Genomic DNA, 18,817 nt, shown 5'->3' with positions numbered 1-18,817 from the left:
AAGCCGCGGCCCTTCCCCCGTTTCCCCCGTAGACCTCAGGCCACCAGCTCGCCGAAGGACTCCTCCTCGTCACGGCCGAAGCTGAGGACCTCGTCCTCGCGCAGCCGGCGGAGCGACCGCCAGATGCTCGACTTCACCGTGCCGACACTGATGTCGAGGATGGACGCGATCTCGGGGTCCGTGCGGCCCTCGTAGTAGCGGAGCACCAGCATCGTGCGCTGGAGTTCCGGCAGCCGCGCGAGCGCCTGCCAGAGCACCGCCCGCAGCTCCGTGCCCCGCATCGCGTCCGTGTCGCCCACCGTCTCCGGCAGCTCCTCGGTCGGGTATTCGTTCAGCTTGCGCCTGCGCCATGCGCTGATGTGCAGGTTGGTCATGGTGCGGCGGAGATATCCGCCGACGGCCGCCTTGTCGCTGATCCTGTCCCACGCCCGGTACGTCGAGAAGAGGGCGCTCTGCAGCAGGTCCTCGGCCTCGAACCGGTCGCCGGTCAGGTGGTAGGCGGTCGCGTACAGGGAGGCGCGGCGCTCCTGGACGTAGGCGGTGAACGCCGCTTCGGCGTCCTCCGTCCGCGCCAGGGGCTTCCGCTCCCCCGAGCCCTCCCCGTACGCGCTTCCCCCGTGCTCCCCCGTGGTCGCGTCAACCATCGTCAGGTACGACGAGTGCTGACGCCCGGCGCCACGTACACGCCCCCGTGCTCCGGCACCGGACTTCTCCGGGCTCCGCCCGACGTCGTGAAGGCGCGTGACAACTGCGCTTGAGGTGGTGCTGTGCAGTGCGTTCATCTGGCGCCCCCCATCGGTGGAGTCCGTTCGTTCCCTGTGCCAATGAGCTTGCCGGGGCAGTTTCATGGCCCTGTCCCCCGACTGTCACAGAGCTGTCACAGGGCATGTCGGGGCTCAAGTCGACGGATCAAGTCGGGGGGATTGTCGAAACGTGGCACCACCATGGGCCAGAATGGCCCCCGTGCCTTTCCTGTTGCTGATCGAGGACGATGACGCCATCCGCACGGCCCTCGAACTCTCACTGTCACGCCAGGGCCACCGTGTGGCCACCGCGGCGACGGGAGAGGACGGCCTGGAGCTGCTCCGGGAGCAGCGGCCGGACCTGGTTGTGCTGGATGTGATGCTGCCCGGGATCGACGGTTTCGAGGTCTGCCGGCGTATCCGGCGTACCGACCAACTGCCGATCATTCTGCTGACCGCGCGCAGCGACGACATCGACGTCGTGGTGGGACTGGAGTCCGGCGCGGACGACTATGTCGTGAAACCCGTGCAGGGCCGGGTGCTCGACGCCCGTATCCGCGCGGTCCTGCGCCGCGGGGAGAGAGAGTCCACCGACTCGGCGACCTTCGGGAGTGTCGTCATCGACCGTTCGGCGATGACCGTCACGAAGAACGGGGAGGACCTGCAGCTCACGCCGACCGAGCTGCGGCTCCTGCTGGAGCTGAGCCGCCGGCCCGGACAGGCCCTGTCCCGGCAGCAGTTGCTCCGCCTGGTGTGGGAGCACGACTACCTCGGTGACTCGCGGCTGGTGGACGCCTGTGTGCAGCGACTGCGGGCGAAGGTGGAGGACGTGCCGTCCTCGCCGACCCTGATCCGTACCGTGCGGGGCGTGGGCTACCGGCTGGACACGCCTCAGTGAGCGATACCGCGAAGCGTTCCATACTCGCGGGTCTTCGCTGGACCAGCCTGCGGCTTCGGCTCCTGATCGTGTTCGCGCTGGTGGCCCTGACGGCGGCGGTGTCCGCCTCGGGCATCGCGTACTGGCTCAACCGCGAGGCCGTCCTGACGCGTACACAGGACACGGCGCTCGGGGACTTCCGCCGCCAGATGCAGAACCGGGCGGCCTCGCTGCCGCTGGAACCCACGGCGGGCGATCTGCGGGACGCCGCCGAGCAGATGGCCACCAGCGGTCCGGGCTATCACGTGCTGCTGATCGGCACCCGTGACGGCAAGCCCGTCACCGGCTCGTCCGACCTCGACTCCTTCACCAAGGCCGACGTGCCCGCCTCGCTGCAGAAGCAGGTGAACAAGAAGCAGCCGCTGACATCGGCCAACACCTTTGAGTACCACCTGTTCTGGCAGCGCACGACCCTCGGCAACACGCCTTACCTGGTGGCCGGGACGAAGATCATCGGCGGTGGTCCCGCCGGTTACATGCTGAAGTCGCTCGACCAGGAACGCGAGGACCTCAACTCCCTCGCCTGGTCCCTGGGGATCGCCACCGCGCTGGCCCTCGTGGGCTCGGCGCTCCTCGCCCAGGCCGCGGCGACGACCGTGCTGCGGCCGGTGCAGCGGCTCGGTGACGCGGCCCGCAAGCTGGGCGAGGGCAAGCTCGACACCCGTCTGGCCGTCTCCGGCACCGACGAACTCGCCGATCTCTCCCATACGTTCAACAAGGCCGCGAGCTCCCTGGAGAGGAAGGTCGCGGACATGAGCGCCCGGGAGGAGTCGAGCCGCAGGTTCGTCGCCGACATGTCGCACGAGCTGCGCACACCGCTGACCGCCATCACGGCGGTCGCCGAGGTGCTCGAGGACGAGGCTGACAGCCTCGACCCGATGATCGCTCCGGCCGTGCACCTGGTGGTGAGCGAGACCCGGCGGCTGAACGACCTGGTCGAGAACCTCATGGAGGTCACCCGCTTCGACGCCGGTACGGCCCGCCTCGTGCTGGACACGGTCGACGTGGCCGACCAGGTGACCGCCTGCATCGACGCCCGTGCCTGGCTGGACGCGGTCGATCTGGACGCGGAGCGCGGCATCATGGTGCGGCTCGATCCGCGCCGGCTGGACGTGATCCTGGCGAATCTGATCGGCAACGCCCTCAAGCACGGCGGGTCACCGGTGCGGGTGTCCGTGCGGACCGACGAGGACGATCTGGTCATCGAGGTGCGCGACCACGGTCCCGGCATCCCCGAAGAGGTCCTGCCGCACGTGTTCGACCGCTTCTACAAGGCGAGCGCCTCCCGCCCGCGCTCCGAGGGCAGTGGTCTCGGCCTCTCCATCGCGGTGGAGAACGCGCACATCCACGGCGGTGACATCACGGCCTCGAATCTGCCGGACGGTGAGGGCGCGATGTTCGTGCTGCGGCTCCCGAGGGACGCGGAGCGGCTGACGGGGCCGGACGACCCGGACCCGAACGAGAAGGGCGACGCCAAGTGACGCGCAGCGAGCGGGCGTACGGCGCACCGCGCAGGGGCGGGCCGGGGCGCCGGGTCGCCGCGCTGGCCGCCGTCGCGGCCTGTGCGGCGCTGGCCGCGGGCTGCGGCATCCGCAGCACCTCGGTGCCGGTCGACGCGGGGGCTGCGCCGTCCCGGATGCCGTGCCGCACGGCGTCGGCGGACGCGACCGCTCCACCGCAGGGGAGTGTCTCCGTACGGGTGTACCTGGTGTGCGCCTCGCAGCTGGTGACGGTCGAGCGCACGGTCGAGGTCGACGAGTCGCGCTCCGACCCCCTCCTGGTCGCGCAGGCGCTCCTGAGCGAGCTCCAGCGGGACCCGGACGCCGATGAGCGGCGTGCCGGCTTCTCCACCGATGTCCCGGCGGGGCTGCGGGTCACCGAGGCCCACAAGGGGGACCCGGAGGGCACGCTGCGCCTCAACCAGCAGCCGGACGACCTGCCGGCGGAGGCGCTCGCGCAGGTGGTGTGTTCGTACGCGGAGAGCGAGCCGCTCGGTTCCGGGGGCTCGGTGCTGCTGGGCGGACCGGGCAACTACGCCCCGCGCGGATACCTGTGCACATCGGAGACGAAGAGCCTCCCCGGCGAGGTCCCCACCCTGGGCGCGCTGGAACTGTCCTGAGCCCGGTCTCTCCGGTCCCGTGAGGCCGGAGACGGCAAGGAACCCGGTCTGCCCCGTACGGGCGTCCCTGACTTCCCGATGACCCGACGGCCCAGGAGGGCGTGCCGCTCGTCACAGGGGTTGTCGGGGAGGGGGCGGAACCGATCCTGCCGGTCGTGGCGTCTTGGTGCACGTGCGTCACAGTTCGGACGGCCCGGCCGTCATCCGCTTCCGTGCGGCGGGGGTAACCCTCCTCCTCGCGCATCTTCTGTTCGTCGGCTGGCTGACGCTGCGCCCGCTGGACGTGCCCTGGATGACGGCCGCGAACTTCCAGCCGTTCGCCGGCATCAGGGCGGACCTGGCCCTCGGCACGGCCGAGGCGGTGCGCCGCATCGGTGAGGGCCTGCTGCTGCTGGCACCGCTGGGCATACTCCTGCCGATGGCCGGCGGCAGGCTGCTCGTCTCCCCGTGGGCCTCGCTGGCCCGTACGGTCGCGGCCGGGGCCCTGATCTCGATGGCCATCGAGCTGGCGCAGACGGGGGTGCCCGGCCAGGTCGTCGACGTCGACTCGCTGCTGCTCAACACCGCGGGCGTCGCACTGGCCCATCTGCTGGTCGTCCCGATGTCGCGGTCACGGCTGCGCCGGGGCAACCGGGCGGGGGCGGGCGACCTGTCCCGGATCGGGAACGGGACCTGGTCTTCCCGCGGCGCGGCCCCTCAGGGGTCCACCCCGACGATTACCAGGGTCGGTATCGCACCGTAGAGCGATGCTTTGTCCCCCTCCGCGGAGCCACTATGGAGGTACCGGGAGCGCGACGGAGCTGCTCCCCGAAACGGTTCGCGAAGGAGCTCACCATGGCCGCACTTGTCCGCCCCCGTGAGGGACGCATGATCGGTGGGGTGTGCGCGGCGCTGGCCCGGCGCTTCGGCACCTCCGCGGGAACGATGCGCGTCATCTTCCTGGTGTCGTGTCTGCTCCCCGGCCCCCAGTTCCTGCTCTACCTGGCGCTGTGGGCGCTGCTGCCGTCGGAGAAGAGCCCGGCCGCGACGGCCTGGTGACCGCGGGGACCACGGGGAAAAGCTGTGGGGCGCACACCCGGTCCGGGTGTGCGCCCCACATGCGTGTGCGGTGATCAGCCACCGATCGGCAGGACGCCGGTCAGGCCGCCGGCGGGCAGACCGCCGAGCAGGTTGGTGCCGGGGGCCGAGAGGTCGCCGCTGCCCCGCTGCTGCTGGTCGAGCAGACCGCCGGCCGCCTTCTGCACGGCGGGCAGCGCGTCGGTGACGGAGTCGAGCGCGACATTGGCGGGCAGGGCGCCGGCCAGGGAGTCGACGGGCACGGCGACAGCGGAGGCGCTGCCCGCGCCGGCGGCGGCGAAAGCGGCACCGAGGGCTGCGACACCGAGGGTCCTGACAGCAGACTGCTTCATGTGAAATTCATCCTTGGGGAAGGGGATGTGAGCGGCTCTGCAACGTAGTCAGCTCCACACCCGTCCCGCAAACATGCCGGGACACGGAAAACGGCCGGGATCTCGCGATCCCGGCCGTTCCGTTTTTGCTTTACTCAGCCCGCGACGGATGAAGAAGCGCTGGTCACAGCCGTCTGACGGAAGAGCCACTCGGATTTCAGTTCCGCGTATCCGGGCTTGACCACGTCATTGATCATCGCCAGACGTTCATCGAAAGGAATGAACGCTGATTTCATCGCATTGACTGTGAACCACTGCATGTCGTCGAGCGTGTATCCGAAAGTCTCGATCAGTCGCTCGAATTCCCGGCTCATGCTCGTCCCGCTCATCAGCCGGTTGTCCGTGTTCACGGTGGCGCGGAAATGCAGCTTCCGCAGCAGCCCGATGGGGTGGTCGGCGTACGACGCCGCGGCACCGGTCTGGAGGTTGGAGGTCGGGCAGAGCTCCAGCGGAATGCGCTTGTCGCGTACGTAGGAGGCGAGGCGGCCGAGCGTCACGCCGCCGTCGTCGGCGATCTCGATGTCGTCGATGATGCGGACACCGTGGCCGAGCCGGTCGGCGCCGCACCACTGCAGGGCCTGCCAGATCGAGGGCAGTCCGAAGGCCTCGCCCGCGTGGATGGTGAAGTGGTTGTTCTCGCGCTTGAGGTACTCGAAGGCGTCCAGGTGGCGGGTGGGCGGGTAGCCCGCCTCGGCGCCCGCGATGTCGAAGCCCACGACGCCCAGATCGCGGTAGCGGTTGGCGAGTTCGGCGATCTCCAGCGCGCGTGCGGCGTGCCGCATCGCCGTGAGGAGGGCGCCGACGCGGATGCGGTGGCCGGCGGCACGGGCCCGGCGCTCACCCTCGCGGAAACCCTCGTTGACCGCCTCGACGACCTCTTCGAGGGACAGGCCCTCGGTGAGGTGCTGCTCGGGCGCGTAGCGCACCTCGGCGTAGACGACTCCGTCCTCGGCGAGGTCCTCGGCGCATTCCATGGCCACCCGGAACAGCGCGTCACGGGTCTGCATGACGGCGCAGGTGTGGGCGAACGTCTCCAGGTAGCGCTCCAGCGAACCCGAGTCGGCGGCCTCGCGGAACCAGAGGCCGAGCTTGTCGGGCTCGGTCTCGGGGAGGGCGTCGTAGCCCTGTTCCCGCGCCAGCTCGGCGACGGTGCCGGGGCGCAGGCCGCCGTCGAGATGGTCGTGGAGGAGCACCTTGGGCGCGCGGCGGATCTGGTCGGGACCGGGGACGTTCAGGGTCTGGCTCGTCATTGGGGCACTCTAGCGCCTACGCGCGTAGAGCGCTGGCCGTCGATGCGTAACAGTGACCCCGAAGCCGGGTGGAATACACCTGCCCTTCTGACACTGTTCTGTCATGGCACAGCGCGCACTTCCCCTGCCTGCCGCCAGGCTGGGACGGGCCGTCCTCACGGCCGGAGCAGCACCCGAGGTCAGCGGCGTGGTCCTGCTGCTCCCGGACGGCGAGACCGATTCACGACGTCGTCCGTCCACCTTCTCGTACGCGGCACAACTGCCGTTCGCCCGGATGCTGGCCCGCGCCGGCCAGGACGACGGGCTCGCGGTGCACGTCGTGCGCTACCGCACCCGGGGGTGGAACGCCGACGCGGATCCGGCGGCCGACGCCCACTGGGCGGCCGACGAGGTCGTACGCCGCTACGGCGACATCCCCGTATGCCTCGTGGGGCACGGCATGGGAGGCCGGGCCGCGTTGCGCGGCGCCGGGCACACGGCCGTCAACTCCGTGCTGGCGATGGCACCCTGGCTTCCGGAGGACACCGAGCCGGAACCCGAACCGGTGAAACATCTGGCGGGCCGCCGGGTGCTGATCGTCCACGGCACGAACGACGCGCGGACGGATCCGGAGCTGTCCTACCGGCTGGCCGAGCGGGCCAAGAAGGCCAACCGGGACACCTGCCGCTTCGAGGTCCACTCGGACGGGCACGCCCTGCGCCAGCACCGGGCCGAGGTGTCGGCGCTGGCTTCGGACTTCGTACGGGGCTCGCTCTTCGCCCGGTCGTACGCGCGCCCGGTCGCCGACGCCTTCGCCGCTCCCCCGCCGCTGGGGCTGCGGATGCCGCTCGCGGCGGGGTTCGGGCGGTCGCTGCGGCACTGAGCTCCTGCTGACGGGCTCAGTCCGGCAGCAGGCTTCCCCGGCGCGACAGCAGGAAGCGCTTGAAGGCTGCCACCGGCGGCGTGTCGGGATGGCCGTCCAGCCAGGCGACCCCGATCTCGCGGGCCGCGCGCGGGGCGGTGACCGTCAGCTCGACCACGCCGGGCCGGGCGACGGCGGGCGGCGGCAGCAGTGCCACCCCGAGCCCGGCCGCGACCAGGCCGCGCAGGGTCTCCGCCTCCTCGCCCTCGAACGCGACGCGCGGGGTGAAGCCCGCCTCGGCGCAGAGGTCGTCCGTGATCCGCCGCAGCCCGTAACCGGGTTCCAGGGTGACGAACGTTTCGTCGGCGGCCTCGGCGAGGCGGATGCGCCGGCGCCCCGCCAGCCGGTGGTCGTCGGGGACGACCAGGCGGAGCCGCTGCTCGTCCAGCCGCATGGCGACGAGGTCCGGGGCGTCGGGGACGGGCGAGGTGAGGCAGAGGTCGAGGCCGCCCGCCCGCAGGCGGTCGATCATCGCCTCGCCGTAGTTCTGGACGAGCTGGAAGCGGACCCGGGGGTGGTCGGCGCGGAAGGCGCGGATCAGGGCCGGCACCGTCTCGGAGCCCATGGTGTGGAGGAAGCCGAAGGCGACCTTGCCCGCCGTGGGGTCGGCGTCGGCGCGCACCGAGTCGGCGGCCTTCTCCACCTCCGCCAGCGCGCGTTCGGCGGAGCCGAGGAAGGTGCGGCCCGCGGGGGTGAGCGAGACGGTGCGGCCCCTGCGGGCGAACAGGGCGACGCCCAGGTCCTGTTCCAGCCTCACCATGGCCCGCGACAGCGTCGACTGCGGGACACCGAGCTCGTGAGCGGCACGGGTGACGTGCTCGTGGCGGGCCACCGCCTCGAAGTACGCGAGGCGTGGCGCGAGCACTGCCCGGATGTCTTCTTCGTAACTGCTCGGTGACAGCCGCAGCTGTGAGCTGTATTGATGCGCCATGGGAACGATTATGAGGGTTTCATGCATTGGACGCATGAAACCGTGCGGTCTACGTTCGATGCATGCCTCCTGCCAGTACCGGGGCGTCCACCATCGTGCTGGACGCCGCCGTTCCGTCATCCCCCGCCGCCGTCTCCCCGACCGTCCCGGACCGCCTCGCTCCCGGCGGTCCCGGCTACCGCCGGATGAGCTTCGCGCTCTTCGCGGCGGGGATCGCGACCTTCGCCCTCCTCTACTCGACCCAGGCCCTGCTGCCCGCCGTCTCCGCGTCCTTCGGCGCGACGGCCGGCCAGGCGAGCTGGACGGTCTCCGCGGCGACGGGCGCCCTGGCCCTCTGTGTCCTGCCGCTGAGTGCGCTCTCCGAGCGCTTCGGGCGGCGCCAGATGATGACGGCCTCCTTGTCGGTCGCCGTGGTGATCGGGCTGCTCGTGCCCTTCGCCCCTTCGCTCGGCTGGCTGATCGCGCTGCGCGCGATCCAGGGCGCCGCCCTGGCAGGGCTGCCCGCCTCCGCGATGGCCTACCTGGCCGAGGAGGTGCGGCCCAAGGCGCTGGTGGCCGCGATCGGACTGTTCGTGGCGGGCAACAGCATCGGCGGCATGAGTGGCCGCATCCTCGCCGGCTGGGTCGCCCAGCTGTGGGGCTGGCGGGTGGCGCTCGGCGCGATCGGGCTGCTCGCCGTGGCCTGCGCGGTGGTCTTCCACTTCATGATCCCCAAGGCCCGGCACTTCAGCCCCGCCTCGCTCAACCCGAAGGCCCTGGCGAAGACCGTCACCGGCCACCTCTCCGACCCGTTGCTGCGCAGGCTGTACGCGATCGGCGCCCTGTTCATGACGGTGTTCGGCGCGGTCTACACCGTGATCGGCTACCGGCTCGTCGAGGAGCCCTTCAGCCTCCCGCAGGGCATCGTCGGCTCGATCTTCCTCGTCTACCTCGTCGGTACGGTCTCCTCCGCCGCCGCGGGCCGGCTGGTCGCCCGGCTGGGACGCCGGGGCGCGCTCTACCTCGCCGTCTCCACGACGGCCGCGGGTCTGCTGGTCTCCCTGGCCGACCAGCTGGCCGCCGTCCTGGCCGGCCTCGTCCTGATCACGGCCGGCTTCTTCGCCGGACACGCGGTCGCCTCGTCCTCGGTGAGCCGTACGGCGACCTCGGGCCGCGCCCAGGCTTCGGCGCTCTACCAGTCCGCGTACTACCTGGGCTCCAGCGCGGGCGGCACGCTCGGTGCCGTCGCGTTCCACGCCGGAGGCTGGGCCGGCACGGTCGTACTGGGCGTCCTGGCGGTCCTCGGCGTCCTGTCGATCACCCTCTTCGGGAGCCGCGCGGCCCGGACCGAGCGGCTCCGCGCCGCGGCCCCGGCACCGGTGCACAACTGAGACCTTCCCGGCACAACCGCAGCTCCCCTGCGCACGTCCAACAAGCGGAGTCACACACCGCGGGCGAACGCGAAGGGGAGCAGGCGTACATGACGATCATGGGGAACATACGCGGCGTACGGGTGCGGCGCGGGGCCGTCCTGTCCGTCGCCGGACTGGTGGCCGCGCCGGCCCTGGTCCTGGGCACGGGTACGGCCGCCCAGGCGGCGTCCTGCACGGCCTCCACCGGGCCGTACCAGAAGCAGGTCGAGAAGTGGCTGGGGCGGACGGCGGACGGCCGGCAGTCGACGGCCGACTGCAAGGCGATCCGCTCGTTCCAGACCGGCAAGGGCATCACCCCGAACATCGGTTACGCGGGGCCGGTCACCTGGCGCACGATGAAGACGATCACCGCCCAGAAGGCCGCGGGAAAGACGCCGAACAAGGCGAAGAAGTGCCCCACGAACAAGGGGCGCATCGCGTGCGTGGACCTGACCAGGCAGCTGAGCTGGATCCAGGACGGGTCCAAGCTGAAGTTCGGCCCGGTACCGGTGCGCACGGGCCGTAACGGCGACGAGACCCGGACCGGTGCCAAGAAGATCTACTGGCGCAACATCGACCACTGGTCGACGCTCTACGACGTCCGCATGCCGTACGCCCAGTTCTTCGACGGCGGGCAGGCGTTCCACTCGGTCACCAAGTCCATGTACAACAACCCTGGGTCGGCGGGCTGCGTCAACATGCGCCCCGCGGACGCGAAGTCATACTGGAAGCTGCTGAAGAACGGCGACGACGTCTTCGTCTACGGACGCAAGCCCGGCACCTGAGCAGCGGTTTCCACGCTTCCCGCCCCGGCTGTCAGTGCCCTGCGGTAGCTTCCACAGTGCTGAGTGAGCGGTGTCACAGCGCAACAGGGGTGGAGCGATGAGTGATCAGACAGCGACAGCGGACATCGACAGCCGGCTGGAGGGACACCGGGTCGAGCTCACCGGTTACTGCTACCGGATGCTCGGCTCGGCCTTCGAGGCGGAGGACGCGGTCCAGGACACGCTGGTGCGCGCCTGGCGCAACTTCGACAAGTTCGAGGGCCGTTCCTCCCTTCGCTCCTGGCTCTACCGCATCGCGACGAACGTCTGCCTCGACATGCTGAACGCGGGCAACAAGCGGGCCAGGCCGGTGGACCTGACCGGCCCGACACCGCTGGCCCAGGCAGCGCTGAACCCTCTCCCTGAGAACACCTGGCTGGAGCCGATGCCGGACGGGCGCATCCTGCCCTCGGTGGCCGACCCGGCGGAGGCGGCCGTGGCACGTGAGTCGGTGCGCCTCGCGTTCGTCGCCGCGCTCCAGCATCTGCCGCCCAAGCAGCGTGCGGTGCTGATCCTGCGCGAGGTCCTGGCGTGGAAGGCGAGCGAGGTCGCCGAGCTGCTCGACACGTCCGTCGCGTCGGTCAACAGCGCCCTGCAGCGCGCCCGGGCGACGCTGTCCGACACGGAGACCACGGCATCGGACACCGCGAATCCGCTGGACGACGAGCAGCGCAAGCTGCTGGACCGCTATGTGGCGGCGTTCGAGGGTTACGACATGGCGGCGCTGACGGCGCTGCTCCATGAGGACGCCGTGATGACCATGCCGCCGTTCGACCTCTGGCTCCAGGGGCACGACGACATCACCGGCTTCATGCTCAGCTTCGGTGCGAGCTGCGCGGGTTCCCGGCTGGTGGCGACCGAGGCCAACGGGTCCCCGGCCTTCGCGCACTACAAGCCGAATCCGGACGGACCGGGGTTCGTCCCGTGGGCGGTGCAGGTCATCGACATCTCGGACGGTGCCATCACGGGGATGCACTGCTTCCTGGACACCCCGCGCTGGTTCCCGCTGTTCGGGCTGCCGGACCACCTGGACGACGCCGCGTGACTGTGAGACATCCTGTGGTGATCGCCTGGGCCCTGTTGGTGGCGGGTGGCTGGGCAGCGACACTGTGGCTGGGCGAGCCGTCCGCCACGGCGGGGCCTGGCCCGGGCCGTGCCGCCTGGGTTCCGGCCGACGCCACCGAGCCGGGTCCGCAGCCGGAGGGTTCATGCCCGACGCGGTGGCCGGCACCGACGCCGTCGGCGGTCCCGGTGCCGTCGCTGAAGGACGTGCCGGAGGAGTACGCGGAAGGACGTGCGGAGCTGGTGGCCTGCAGCTACAGCGTGGCCCGTGACACCGCTGTGGCCCGCTGAGCGCCGGTCATTCCGGCACCGACCGGACGTTGCCCACCACATCGGTCAGCCCCACCAGGCCGAGCAGCGCTTCGAGTTCGGCCGGGACGTTGCGCAGCCGCAGCTCGACGTCTCCGGCCCGGCGTGCGACGAGCCCCAGCCGGGCGACCGCCTCGACCAGGGCCAGGTCCGGACGTACGACACCGCCCACGTCGCAGTCCACCACCGCGGCCTCCGGGGCGCCGCTCAGCAGCGCCTCCAGCTCGGCGCAGAGGCCCGGCACATCGGCGCGGGTGATCCGCCCGGTGAGGACGAGGGCGTTCGGAGTCGTGGCATCCACACCAGGGAGACCGGTGGGGTGCCCGAAACTCATCGGCGCCCACGCACCTGTGACTCAGCTGACAGGGAACGCCCCGGTGTCCAGGTCCAGCCCGAACGGCTTCGGCAGCGACAGCGTCTGCCCGTACTCGACCGCTTCCAGGACTCGATAGGTGCCGTCGCTCGGCTCCCCGTACAGGGTCGCGGTCGGGCGCCCGGTGTGCCAGGGGTCGAGCAGCAGGAACAGCTCGACACCGGCCCTCGCATACCCGCGCGCCTTGCCGATGCGGTCGTGGTTGGCGTTGGCCGGTGAGGTGATCTCCACGACGAGCCGGACATCCTCCGCCGGTACGCGATTTCCGGGCCCGGACGCGACCGCCCGCGGCAGGACGACGAGATCGGGGATGTAGAGCCCGGCCCGTCCGGGCACGGAGACGCCGAGCGTCTGGTAGATCTCCCAGTCCTCCGGGATGACGGTGTAGAGCCTGCGCTGGAGCAGCGCCGCAGTGGTGTTGTGGTCCTTGGACGGCGGTGGCGACACGGTGACGATCCCCTCGATGATCTCCACCTTGCAGCCCTCGGGTGCGTCCGTCTCCTCCCAGATCCGGACGAGGTCGTCCCAGTCCTGACCGTGGCCCGGCCCGGGATCGACAGTGAGTGCGCTCATGGCGGTCTCCTCTTATCGGTGCGTCACCGATCCCAGCATGCCGAACGGGACCGGTGATGGTCCACCGGTCCCGTTCACCCGAAAGGGAAAGCCGCAGGTCAGGCGATACGTTCCCGCACCACCGGCGTGGCGGTGAAGGGCGTGCCGGTCGGGGCGATGTCGTACGAGCCGGGCAGCGCCTTCAGGGCGTACTCGAACTTCTCGGGGGTGTCCGTGTGCAGGGTCAGCAGCGGCTGGCCCTCGGTCACCGTGTCCCCCGGCTTGGCGTGCAGCTCGACGCCCGCGCCCGCCTGCACCGGGTCCTCCTTGCGCGCACGGCCCGCGCCGAGGCGCCAGGCGGCGACGCCGACGTCGTATGCGTCGAGGCGGGTCAGCACGCCCGAGGACGGGGCGCTGATCACGTGCTGCTCGCGGGCGACGGGGAGTTCGGCGTCGGGGTCGCCGCCCTGCGCGGAGATCATGCGGCGCCAGACGTCCATGGCGGAGCCGTCCGCCAGGGCCTTCTCCGGGTCGGCGTCCTTGAGCCCGGCGGCGTCGAGCATCTCGCGGGCGAGCGCGAGGGTCAGGTCGATGACGTCCTTCGGGCCGCCCCCGGCCAGGACCTCGACGGACTCGCGCACCTCCAGGGCGTTCCCGGCGGTGAGACCGAGCGGGGTCGCCATGTCGGTCAGCAGCGCCACGGTCCGTACGCCGCTGTCGGTGCCCAGCGCGACCATGGTGGAGGCCAGTTCGCGGGCGTCCTCGATCGTCTTCATGAAGGCGCCGGAGCCGACCTTGACGTCCAGGACGAGCGCCCCGGTGCCCTCGGCGATCTTCTTGGACATGATCGAGCTGGCGATCAGCGGGATCGCCTCGACGGTGCCGGTGACGTCGCGCAGCGCGTACAGCTTCTTGTCGGCGGGGGCGAGCCCGTCGCCGGCCGCGCAGATCACGGCGCCGGTGGTGTCCAGGACGTCCAGCATCTCGGCGTTGGAGAGGTGGGCGCGCCAGCCGGGGATGGACTCCAGCTTGTCGAGGGTTCCGCCGGTGTGGCCGAGGCCCCGGCCGCTGAGCTGCGGCACGGCGGCGCCGCAGGCGGCGACCAGCGGGGCGAGCGGCAGGGTGATCTTGTCGCCGACGCCACCGGTGGAGTGCTTGTCCGTGGTGGGGCGGGAGAGCGCGCCGAAGTCCATACGCTCGCCGGAGGCGATCATCGCGGCGGTCCAGCGGGCGATCTCGGTCCGGTTCATGCCGTTGAGCAGGATCGCCATGGCCAGTGCGGACATCTGCTCGTCGGCGACCTCGCCGCGGGTGTACGCGTCGATGACCCAGTCGATCTGCTCGGGGCTGAGCTCGCCTCGGTCCCGCTTGGTGCGGATGACGGAGATGGCGTCCATGGGATGGGAGTCCTTCCGGCCGGAGGGGTGGGCGAGAGTCCTGCTGACTCTACGCGCATAGAGAGGAAACGTTCCGCCGCCGCGTTCCCCCGGCGGGCCGGTCGGGCCCGCCGGGGGAACGGAGCGGCGGCGGGGCACTACCCCAGGTGCTGCGGACCGAAGGCCTGCGGCAGCATCTCGTCGAGCGTACGGAGGCCGTCCGGCGTCTCGAGGACGAGGCCGGGCCCCCCGAACTCGTACAGCAGCTGCCGGCACCGCCCGCACGGCACGAGCGGGGCGCCCGTGCCGTCCACGCAGGTGAAGTGGGTCAGTCTGCCGCCGCCCGTGGCGGCCAGCTGCGAGACCAGCCCGCACTCGGCGCACAGGCTGATGCCGTACGAGGCGTTCTCGACGTTGCATCCGGTGATCATGCGGCCGTCGTCGACGAGGGCGGCCACCCCGACCGCGTAGCCCGAATACGGGGCGTACGCCCGGGACATGGCGTCCCGGGCGGCCTCGCGGAGCGCGTCCCAGTCGATGGGCGAGGGAGTCGTCACTTGCCCTCGCCCTTGCGATACGGCATGCCGTCCGCCTTGGGCATGCGCAACCGCTGCGCGGACAGGGCGAGTACCAGCAGCGTCGTGACGTACGGCGCGGCGTCCACGAACTGGCTCGGGACCTGGTCGGTGAGGCCGTACCAGGTGAACAGCACGCCGGAGATGACCGCCGAGATCAGCGCGCTCACGTACTTCTTCCGGTAAAGCTGCCAGAAGACGACGATCACCAGGAGGATCGCCAGGAGCAGCAGCATCGCGTGGACGTTCTCCGCGCCACCGCGGAGCTTGAGGCTGTCGGTGAAGCCGAAGAGCCCCGCGCCCAGCGCCATGCCGCCCGGCATCCAGTTACCGAAGATCATCGCGGCGAGACCGATGTAACCGCGGCCGCCCGTCTGGCCCTCCTGGTAGATGCTGGTGGCGACGATGGCCAGGAACGCACCACCGAGTCCGGCCAGACCTCCGGAGATCGTCACAGCGATGTACTTGTACTTGTAGACGTTCACGCCGAGGGTCTCGGCCGCCACCGGGCTCTCACCGCAGGAGCGGAGTCGCAGACCGAAGGCCGTGCGCCACAGCACGTACCAGGTGGCGGGGATGAGCAGCAGGGCGACGACGGTGAGCCACGACAGTCCGGTGACCAGACCTCCGACGATGCCGGCGAGGTCGGACACGAAGAACCAGTGGTGTTGTTGCAGGTCCTGCATCCAGTCCGAGAGCCCTGGGATGGTGATCTTGTCGATCTCCTCGAGGCGCGGAGACTGCTTGGAGGATCCGCCGGGCTCGTCGGCGAAGGTGAAGTTGGAGAGGTAGCGGGTGACGCCGACGGCAAGGATGTTGATGGCCACACCGGAGACGATGTGGTTCACGCCGAAGGTGACGGTGATGATCGCGTGGAGCAGTCCGCCGAGCGCGCCACCGATGATGCCGAAGAGGACGCCCACCCACGGGCCCCACTGGAAACCGGCCCAGGCGCCGAACCACGTGCCCAGGATCATCATGCCCTCAAGGCCGATGTTGACGACACCGGCCCGCTCGGCCCAGAGGCCGCCGAGACCCGCCAGGCCGATCGGGACCGCGAGTTCGAGGGCGCCGCTCACCTGGCCCACGGAGGTCACGTCGTCGGCACCGCTGATGAGGCGCACCAGCGAGACGAGGGCGAGCGCGCCGGCGATGATCAGGAGGACCACGGGCAGGGACAGCTTGCGCCGTCCGCCGCCCTTCGGGGCGGCGACGCGTGCGGCGGAGACTTTGCTGGTGCTCACAGGGCCGCCTCCTTCTCGGTGGTGAGGGCGTGGCCGGCGGCGAGTTCCTCGCCGACCTTCTGCTGCTGGCGGCGGGTCCCGTAGCGCCGGACGAGTTCGTAACTGACGACGACCGAGATCACGATCAGGCCTTGCATGATCGTGGCGATCTCCTTCTCGAAGCCGAACTGGTCGAGAGGGGACGACGCCTTGTCCAGAAACGCGATGAGCAGCGCGCTGAGCGCGATGCCCACGGGGTGGTTCCGGCCGAGCAGGGCGATGGTGATGCCGGTGAAGCCGAGGCCGACGGGGAAGTCGAGGCTGTAGGTGTGGGTGTCTCCCAGCAGCGTCGGCATCCCGACGAGACCCGCGATCGCGCCGGAGATCAGCATCGAGGTGAGGATCATCTTCTTGGCGTCCACACCAGAGGCCTGGGCGGCGCTCTCGCTGGCGCCGGTGGCACGGAGGTCGAAGCCGAAGCGGGTGCGGTTCAGAACGAGCCAGTAGACGAGGCCGCAGCCGACGGCGACGAAGGTGAAACCGTAGATCTCGCCGGCGTCGGGGCTCAGGGTGAGGCCCGGGAACCAGCCGGATTCCGGGATGTCGCCTGTCGTCAGGTTGTTGGATCCCGCGGCCTGCTCACCGAAGTTCTTCGGCAGGATCAGCCAGGCGATCAGCGAGGTCGAGATGGAGTTGAGCATGATCGTCGAGACGACTTCGCTCACGCCGCGCGTGGTCTTGAGGATGCCGGCGATGCCGGCCCAGAAGGCGCCCACGAGCATCGCCACGACGACGACCAGCGCGATCTGGAGCGGCCCGGGGAGGCTGACGCTGGCGCCGACGAGTGCTGCCATCATCGCCGCGAGCCGGTACTGCCCGTCGACACCAATGTTGAAGAGGTTCATGCGGAAGCCGACCGCGACCGCGAGAGCGGCGAGGTAGTACGTACCGGCCTGGTTGATGATCAGGACCTGTACGTCGCTGTACGAAACCTGCTCGAACAGCAGTCGGTACAGCTCGAAGGGGTCGCGGTCCGAGACGAGCAGCACCAGGGTGCTGAGCACGAAGGCCACGACCAGGGCGAGTACCGGGCCGGCGAAGCCCAGGATCAGCCGGTCCTTGTCGAATTTCCTCATCAGGCCTCGTCCTCCGGTGCTGCTTCGAGGTGACCGGCGGCGGCACCGGTCATGGCCGAGCCCAGTTCCTCGGGTGTGATGGTGGCGGGGTCGGCGTCAGCGACCAGCTGCCCGCGGAACATGACGCGCAGAGTGTCGGAGAGCCCGATGAGCTCATCCAGGTCCGCCGAGATCAGCAGCACCGCCAGTCCTTCGCGGCGCGCTTCGCGGATCTGGTCCCAGATCTGCGCCTGTGCGCCGACGTCCACCCCGCGGGTGGGGTGGGCCGCGATCAGGAGCTTCGGGTTGTGGCTCATCTCGCGGCCGACGATCAGCTTCTGCTGGTTGCCGCCGGAGAGGGAGGCCGCGGTGACCTCGATGCCCGGGGTACGGACGTCGTACTCACGCACGATCCGCTCCGTGTCGGCGCGTGCCGCCTTCGGGTCCAGCAGCCAGCCCTTGCTGTTGGGCTTCTCGGTGACATGGCCGAGGATGCGGTTCTCCCAGAGCGGGGAGTCCAGCAGCACCCCGTGGCGGTGGCGGTCCTCGGGGATGTAACCGATGCCGCCCTCGCGCCTCTTGCGCGTGGGGGTGCGCGAGATGTCGTCGGTGTCCAGCGTGATGACCCCGCTGTCCGGGTTCCGCATGCCGACGAGCGTCTCGATCAGTTCGGTCTGCCCGTTGCCCTCGACGCCCGCGATGCCCAGGACCTCGCCCTTGTGGATCGTGAAGCCCACGTCGGACAGGACGTCACGCACGGCCCCGTCAGGATCCGTCACGCTGAGGGTGAGCCCTTCGACGTGCAGCATCGGCACGTCCGTCACCGTCGACTCGCGGGTCTCCGGCGAGGGGAGTTCACTGCCGACCATCAGCTCGGCGAGCTGCTTGGAGGTGGTGTTCGCGGGGTCGGCGGTTCCCACCGTCGTGCCGCGTCGGATCACCGTGATCTCGTCCGCGACGGAGAGGACCTCGCCGAGCTTGTGCGAGATGAAGATGACGGTGAGGCCCTCGGCCTTGAGTTCGCGGAGGTTCGCGAAGAGCGCGTCGACCTCCTGCGGGACCAGTACCGCGGTCGGCTCGTCCAGGATCAGGATGCGGGCGCCGCGGTAGAGGACCTTGAGGATCTCCACACGCTGGCGGTCGGCGACGCCGAGGTCCTCGACGAGTGCGTCGGGCCTGACCCCCAGACCGTACGCGTCGGAGATCTCCTTGATCTTCTTGCGTGCGGCGGAGCCGATACCGTGCAGCTTCTCGCCGCCCAGTACGACGTTCTCCAGGACGGTGAAGTTGTCGGCGAGCATGAAGTGCTGGTGGACCATGCCGATTCCGCGCGCGATGGCGTCACCGGGGTTACCGAACGAGACCTGCTCGCCGTCCACGGCGATGGTGCCCTCGTCCGGCTTCTGCATGCCGTAGAGGATCTTCATCAGGGTGGACTTACCCGCGCCGTTCTCACCGACGAGGGCGTGGACCGTTCCCTTGCGTACGGTGATGCCGATGTCGTGGTTGGCCACGACGCCGGGGAAGCGCTTGGTGATGCCGTGCAGTTCTACGGCAGGGGGACTGCTGGACGCGTTGATGACGCACTCTCCTTGGCCGGACAGGAGCGGGAGCACAGGGGCAGGGGGCGGGGTGAAGTTATCGCGCCTGAGGACCGTCTACACGCGTAGCGCTGCCGAATCGTAAAG

Annotated in this window: 21 protein-coding genes; 10 read left to right on the top strand and 11 right to left on the bottom strand. The window is 70.2% G+C overall.

The genetic code is table 11. From position 1 onward, the window contains the following. Positions 1-35: 35 nt before the first annotated feature. Positions 36-782, bottom strand: coding sequence for a SigE family RNA polymerase sigma factor (locus tag OG379_RS24270; RefSeq protein WP_405665141.1), 747 nt, complete (start codon positions 780-782; stop codon positions 36-38). A 181-nt stretch (positions 783-963) separates the two neighbouring features. On the opposite strand from OG379_RS24270, the gene afsQ1 reads away from it, so the two are divergent. The 5 genes from afsQ1 to OG379_RS24245 all read left to right on the top strand — a co-directional run bounded on the left by afsQ1 (position 964) and on the right by OG379_RS24245 (position 4,837). Next, a complete protein-coding gene (afsQ1, locus tag OG379_RS24265; RefSeq protein WP_176724363.1) occupies positions 964-1,641 on the top strand; it encodes a two-component system response regulator AfsQ1 in 678 nt (225 codons plus the stop codon). After that, on the top strand, positions 1,638-3,161 hold the full coding sequence (locus OG379_RS24260; protein WP_393764678.1) for an ATP-binding protein: 1,524 nt from the start codon (positions 1,638-1,640) through the stop codon (positions 3,159-3,161). Before afsQ1 ends, OG379_RS24260 begins: the two co-directional genes overlap by 4 nt. After that, positions 3,158-3,799: a hypothetical protein gene (locus OG379_RS24255; protein ID WP_393764676.1), complete on the top strand. Its 642-nt coding sequence runs from the start codon at positions 3,158-3,160 to the stop codon at positions 3,797-3,799. The genes OG379_RS24260 and OG379_RS24255 overlap by 4 nt, the downstream gene beginning before the upstream one ends. Before the next feature lie 166 nt (positions 3,800-3,965). Further along, complete coding sequence (locus OG379_RS24250) at positions 3,966-4,541, top strand: VanZ family protein (protein WP_393764877.1); 576 nt, start codon at positions 3,966-3,968, stop codon at positions 4,539-4,541. Between the two features lie 92 nt (positions 4,542-4,633). Then, a complete protein-coding gene (locus OG379_RS24245; RefSeq protein ID WP_104788518.1) occupies positions 4,634-4,837 on the top strand; it encodes a PspC domain-containing protein in 204 nt (67 codons plus the stop codon). A gap of 74 nt (positions 4,838-4,911) precedes the next feature. Here OG379_RS24245 and OG379_RS24240 read toward each other — a convergent pair whose 3' ends face one another. Both OG379_RS24240 and OG379_RS24235 read right to left on the bottom strand, forming a co-directional pair. Continuing rightward, a complete protein-coding gene (locus OG379_RS24240; RefSeq protein ID WP_393767205.1) occupies positions 4,912-5,208 on the bottom strand; it encodes a hypothetical protein in 297 nt (98 codons plus the stop codon). A gap of 134 nt (positions 5,209-5,342) precedes the next feature. Continuing rightward, complete coding sequence (locus OG379_RS24235) at positions 5,343-6,497, bottom strand: adenosine deaminase (protein ID WP_405665140.1); 1,155 nt, start codon at positions 6,495-6,497, stop codon at positions 5,343-5,345. A 103-nt stretch (positions 6,498-6,600) separates the two neighbouring features. On the opposite strand from OG379_RS24235, the gene OG379_RS24230 reads away from it, so the two are divergent. Next, positions 6,601-7,359, top strand: a complete 759-nt coding sequence (locus OG379_RS24230) for a dienelactone hydrolase family protein (RefSeq protein ID WP_405665139.1) — start codon at positions 6,601-6,603, stop codon at positions 7,357-7,359. Between the two features lie 16 nt (positions 7,360-7,375). Here the strand turns inward: OG379_RS24230 and OG379_RS24225 are convergent, their stop codons facing one another. Then, positions 7,376-8,329: a LysR family transcriptional regulator gene (locus OG379_RS24225; protein ID WP_405665138.1), complete on the bottom strand. Its 954-nt coding sequence runs from the start codon at positions 8,327-8,329 to the stop codon at positions 7,376-7,378. Between the two features lie 62 nt (positions 8,330-8,391). Here OG379_RS24225 and OG379_RS24220 point away from each other — a divergent pair, with 62 nt between their 5' ends. The 4 genes from OG379_RS24220 to OG379_RS24205 all read left to right on the top strand — a co-directional run bounded on the left by OG379_RS24220 (position 8,392) and on the right by OG379_RS24205 (position 11,897). Next, complete coding sequence (locus OG379_RS24220; protein WP_405665137.1) at positions 8,392-9,699, top strand: MFS transporter; 1,308 nt, start codon at positions 8,392-8,394, stop codon at positions 9,697-9,699. An 89-nt stretch (positions 9,700-9,788) separates the two neighbouring features. Continuing rightward, positions 9,789-10,505 (top strand): L,D-transpeptidase family protein, encoded by a 717-nt coding sequence (locus OG379_RS24215; protein ID WP_405665136.1) that lies wholly within the window; start codon positions 9,789-9,791, stop codon positions 10,503-10,505. A gap of 97 nt (positions 10,506-10,602) precedes the next feature. Further along, the gene (locus OG379_RS24210; RefSeq protein ID WP_405665135.1) at positions 10,603-11,589 is read left to right on the top strand and encodes a sigma-70 family RNA polymerase sigma factor; all 987 of its coding nucleotides are present in this window, start codon (positions 10,603-10,605) and stop codon (positions 11,587-11,589) included. Continuing rightward, complete coding sequence (locus OG379_RS24205; RefSeq protein WP_405665134.1) at positions 11,586-11,897, top strand: hypothetical protein; 312 nt, start codon at positions 11,586-11,588, stop codon at positions 11,895-11,897. Before OG379_RS24210 ends, OG379_RS24205 begins: the two co-directional genes overlap by 4 nt. Before the next feature lie 7 nt (positions 11,898-11,904). On the opposite strand, the gene OG379_RS24200 is transcribed toward OG379_RS24205, so the two are convergent. From OG379_RS24200 to OG379_RS24170, 7 genes are all read right to left on the bottom strand, one after another. Next, positions 11,905-12,249, bottom strand: a complete 345-nt coding sequence (locus tag OG379_RS24200) for an STAS domain-containing protein (protein ID WP_405665133.1) — start codon at positions 12,247-12,249, stop codon at positions 11,905-11,907. Between the two features lie 21 nt (positions 12,250-12,270). Beyond that, positions 12,271-12,861, bottom strand: a complete 591-nt coding sequence (locus OG379_RS24195) for a Uma2 family endonuclease (RefSeq protein WP_405665131.1) — start codon at positions 12,859-12,861, stop codon at positions 12,271-12,273. Between the two features lie 98 nt (positions 12,862-12,959). Then, the gene (locus OG379_RS24190) at positions 12,960-14,237 is read right to left on the bottom strand and encodes a thymidine phosphorylase (protein ID WP_405665130.1); all 1,278 of its coding nucleotides are present in this window, start codon (positions 14,235-14,237) and stop codon (positions 12,960-12,962) included. Between the two features lie 137 nt (positions 14,238-14,374). Continuing rightward, positions 14,375-14,773 (bottom strand): cytidine deaminase, encoded by a 399-nt coding sequence (locus OG379_RS24185; protein ID WP_405665129.1) that lies wholly within the window; start codon positions 14,771-14,773, stop codon positions 14,375-14,377. Beyond that, positions 14,770-16,035, bottom strand: coding sequence for an ABC transporter permease (locus tag OG379_RS24180; RefSeq protein ID WP_405665127.1), 1,266 nt, complete (start codon positions 16,033-16,035; stop codon positions 14,770-14,772). Before OG379_RS24180 ends, OG379_RS24185 begins: the two co-directional genes overlap by 4 nt. Next, positions 16,032-17,150: an ABC transporter permease gene (locus OG379_RS24175; RefSeq protein WP_405665126.1), complete on the bottom strand. Its 1,119-nt coding sequence runs from the start codon at positions 17,148-17,150 to the stop codon at positions 16,032-16,034. Before OG379_RS24175 ends, OG379_RS24180 begins: the two co-directional genes overlap by 4 nt. Further along, a complete protein-coding gene (locus tag OG379_RS24170) occupies positions 17,150-18,733 on the bottom strand; it encodes an ABC transporter ATP-binding protein (RefSeq protein ID WP_405668623.1) in 1,584 nt (527 codons plus the stop codon). Before OG379_RS24170 ends, OG379_RS24175 begins: the two co-directional genes overlap by 1 nt. Positions 18,734-18,817 lie beyond the last annotated feature (84 nt).

Origin of the sequence: Streptomyces sp. NBC_01166, assembly GCF_045039765.1 — a bacterium.
In the GTDB taxonomy this organism is placed as follows: domain Bacteria; phylum Actinomycetota; class Actinomycetes; order Streptomycetales; family Streptomycetaceae; genus Streptomyces.
This window is presented reverse-complemented; position numbering and strand designations above follow the sequence as displayed.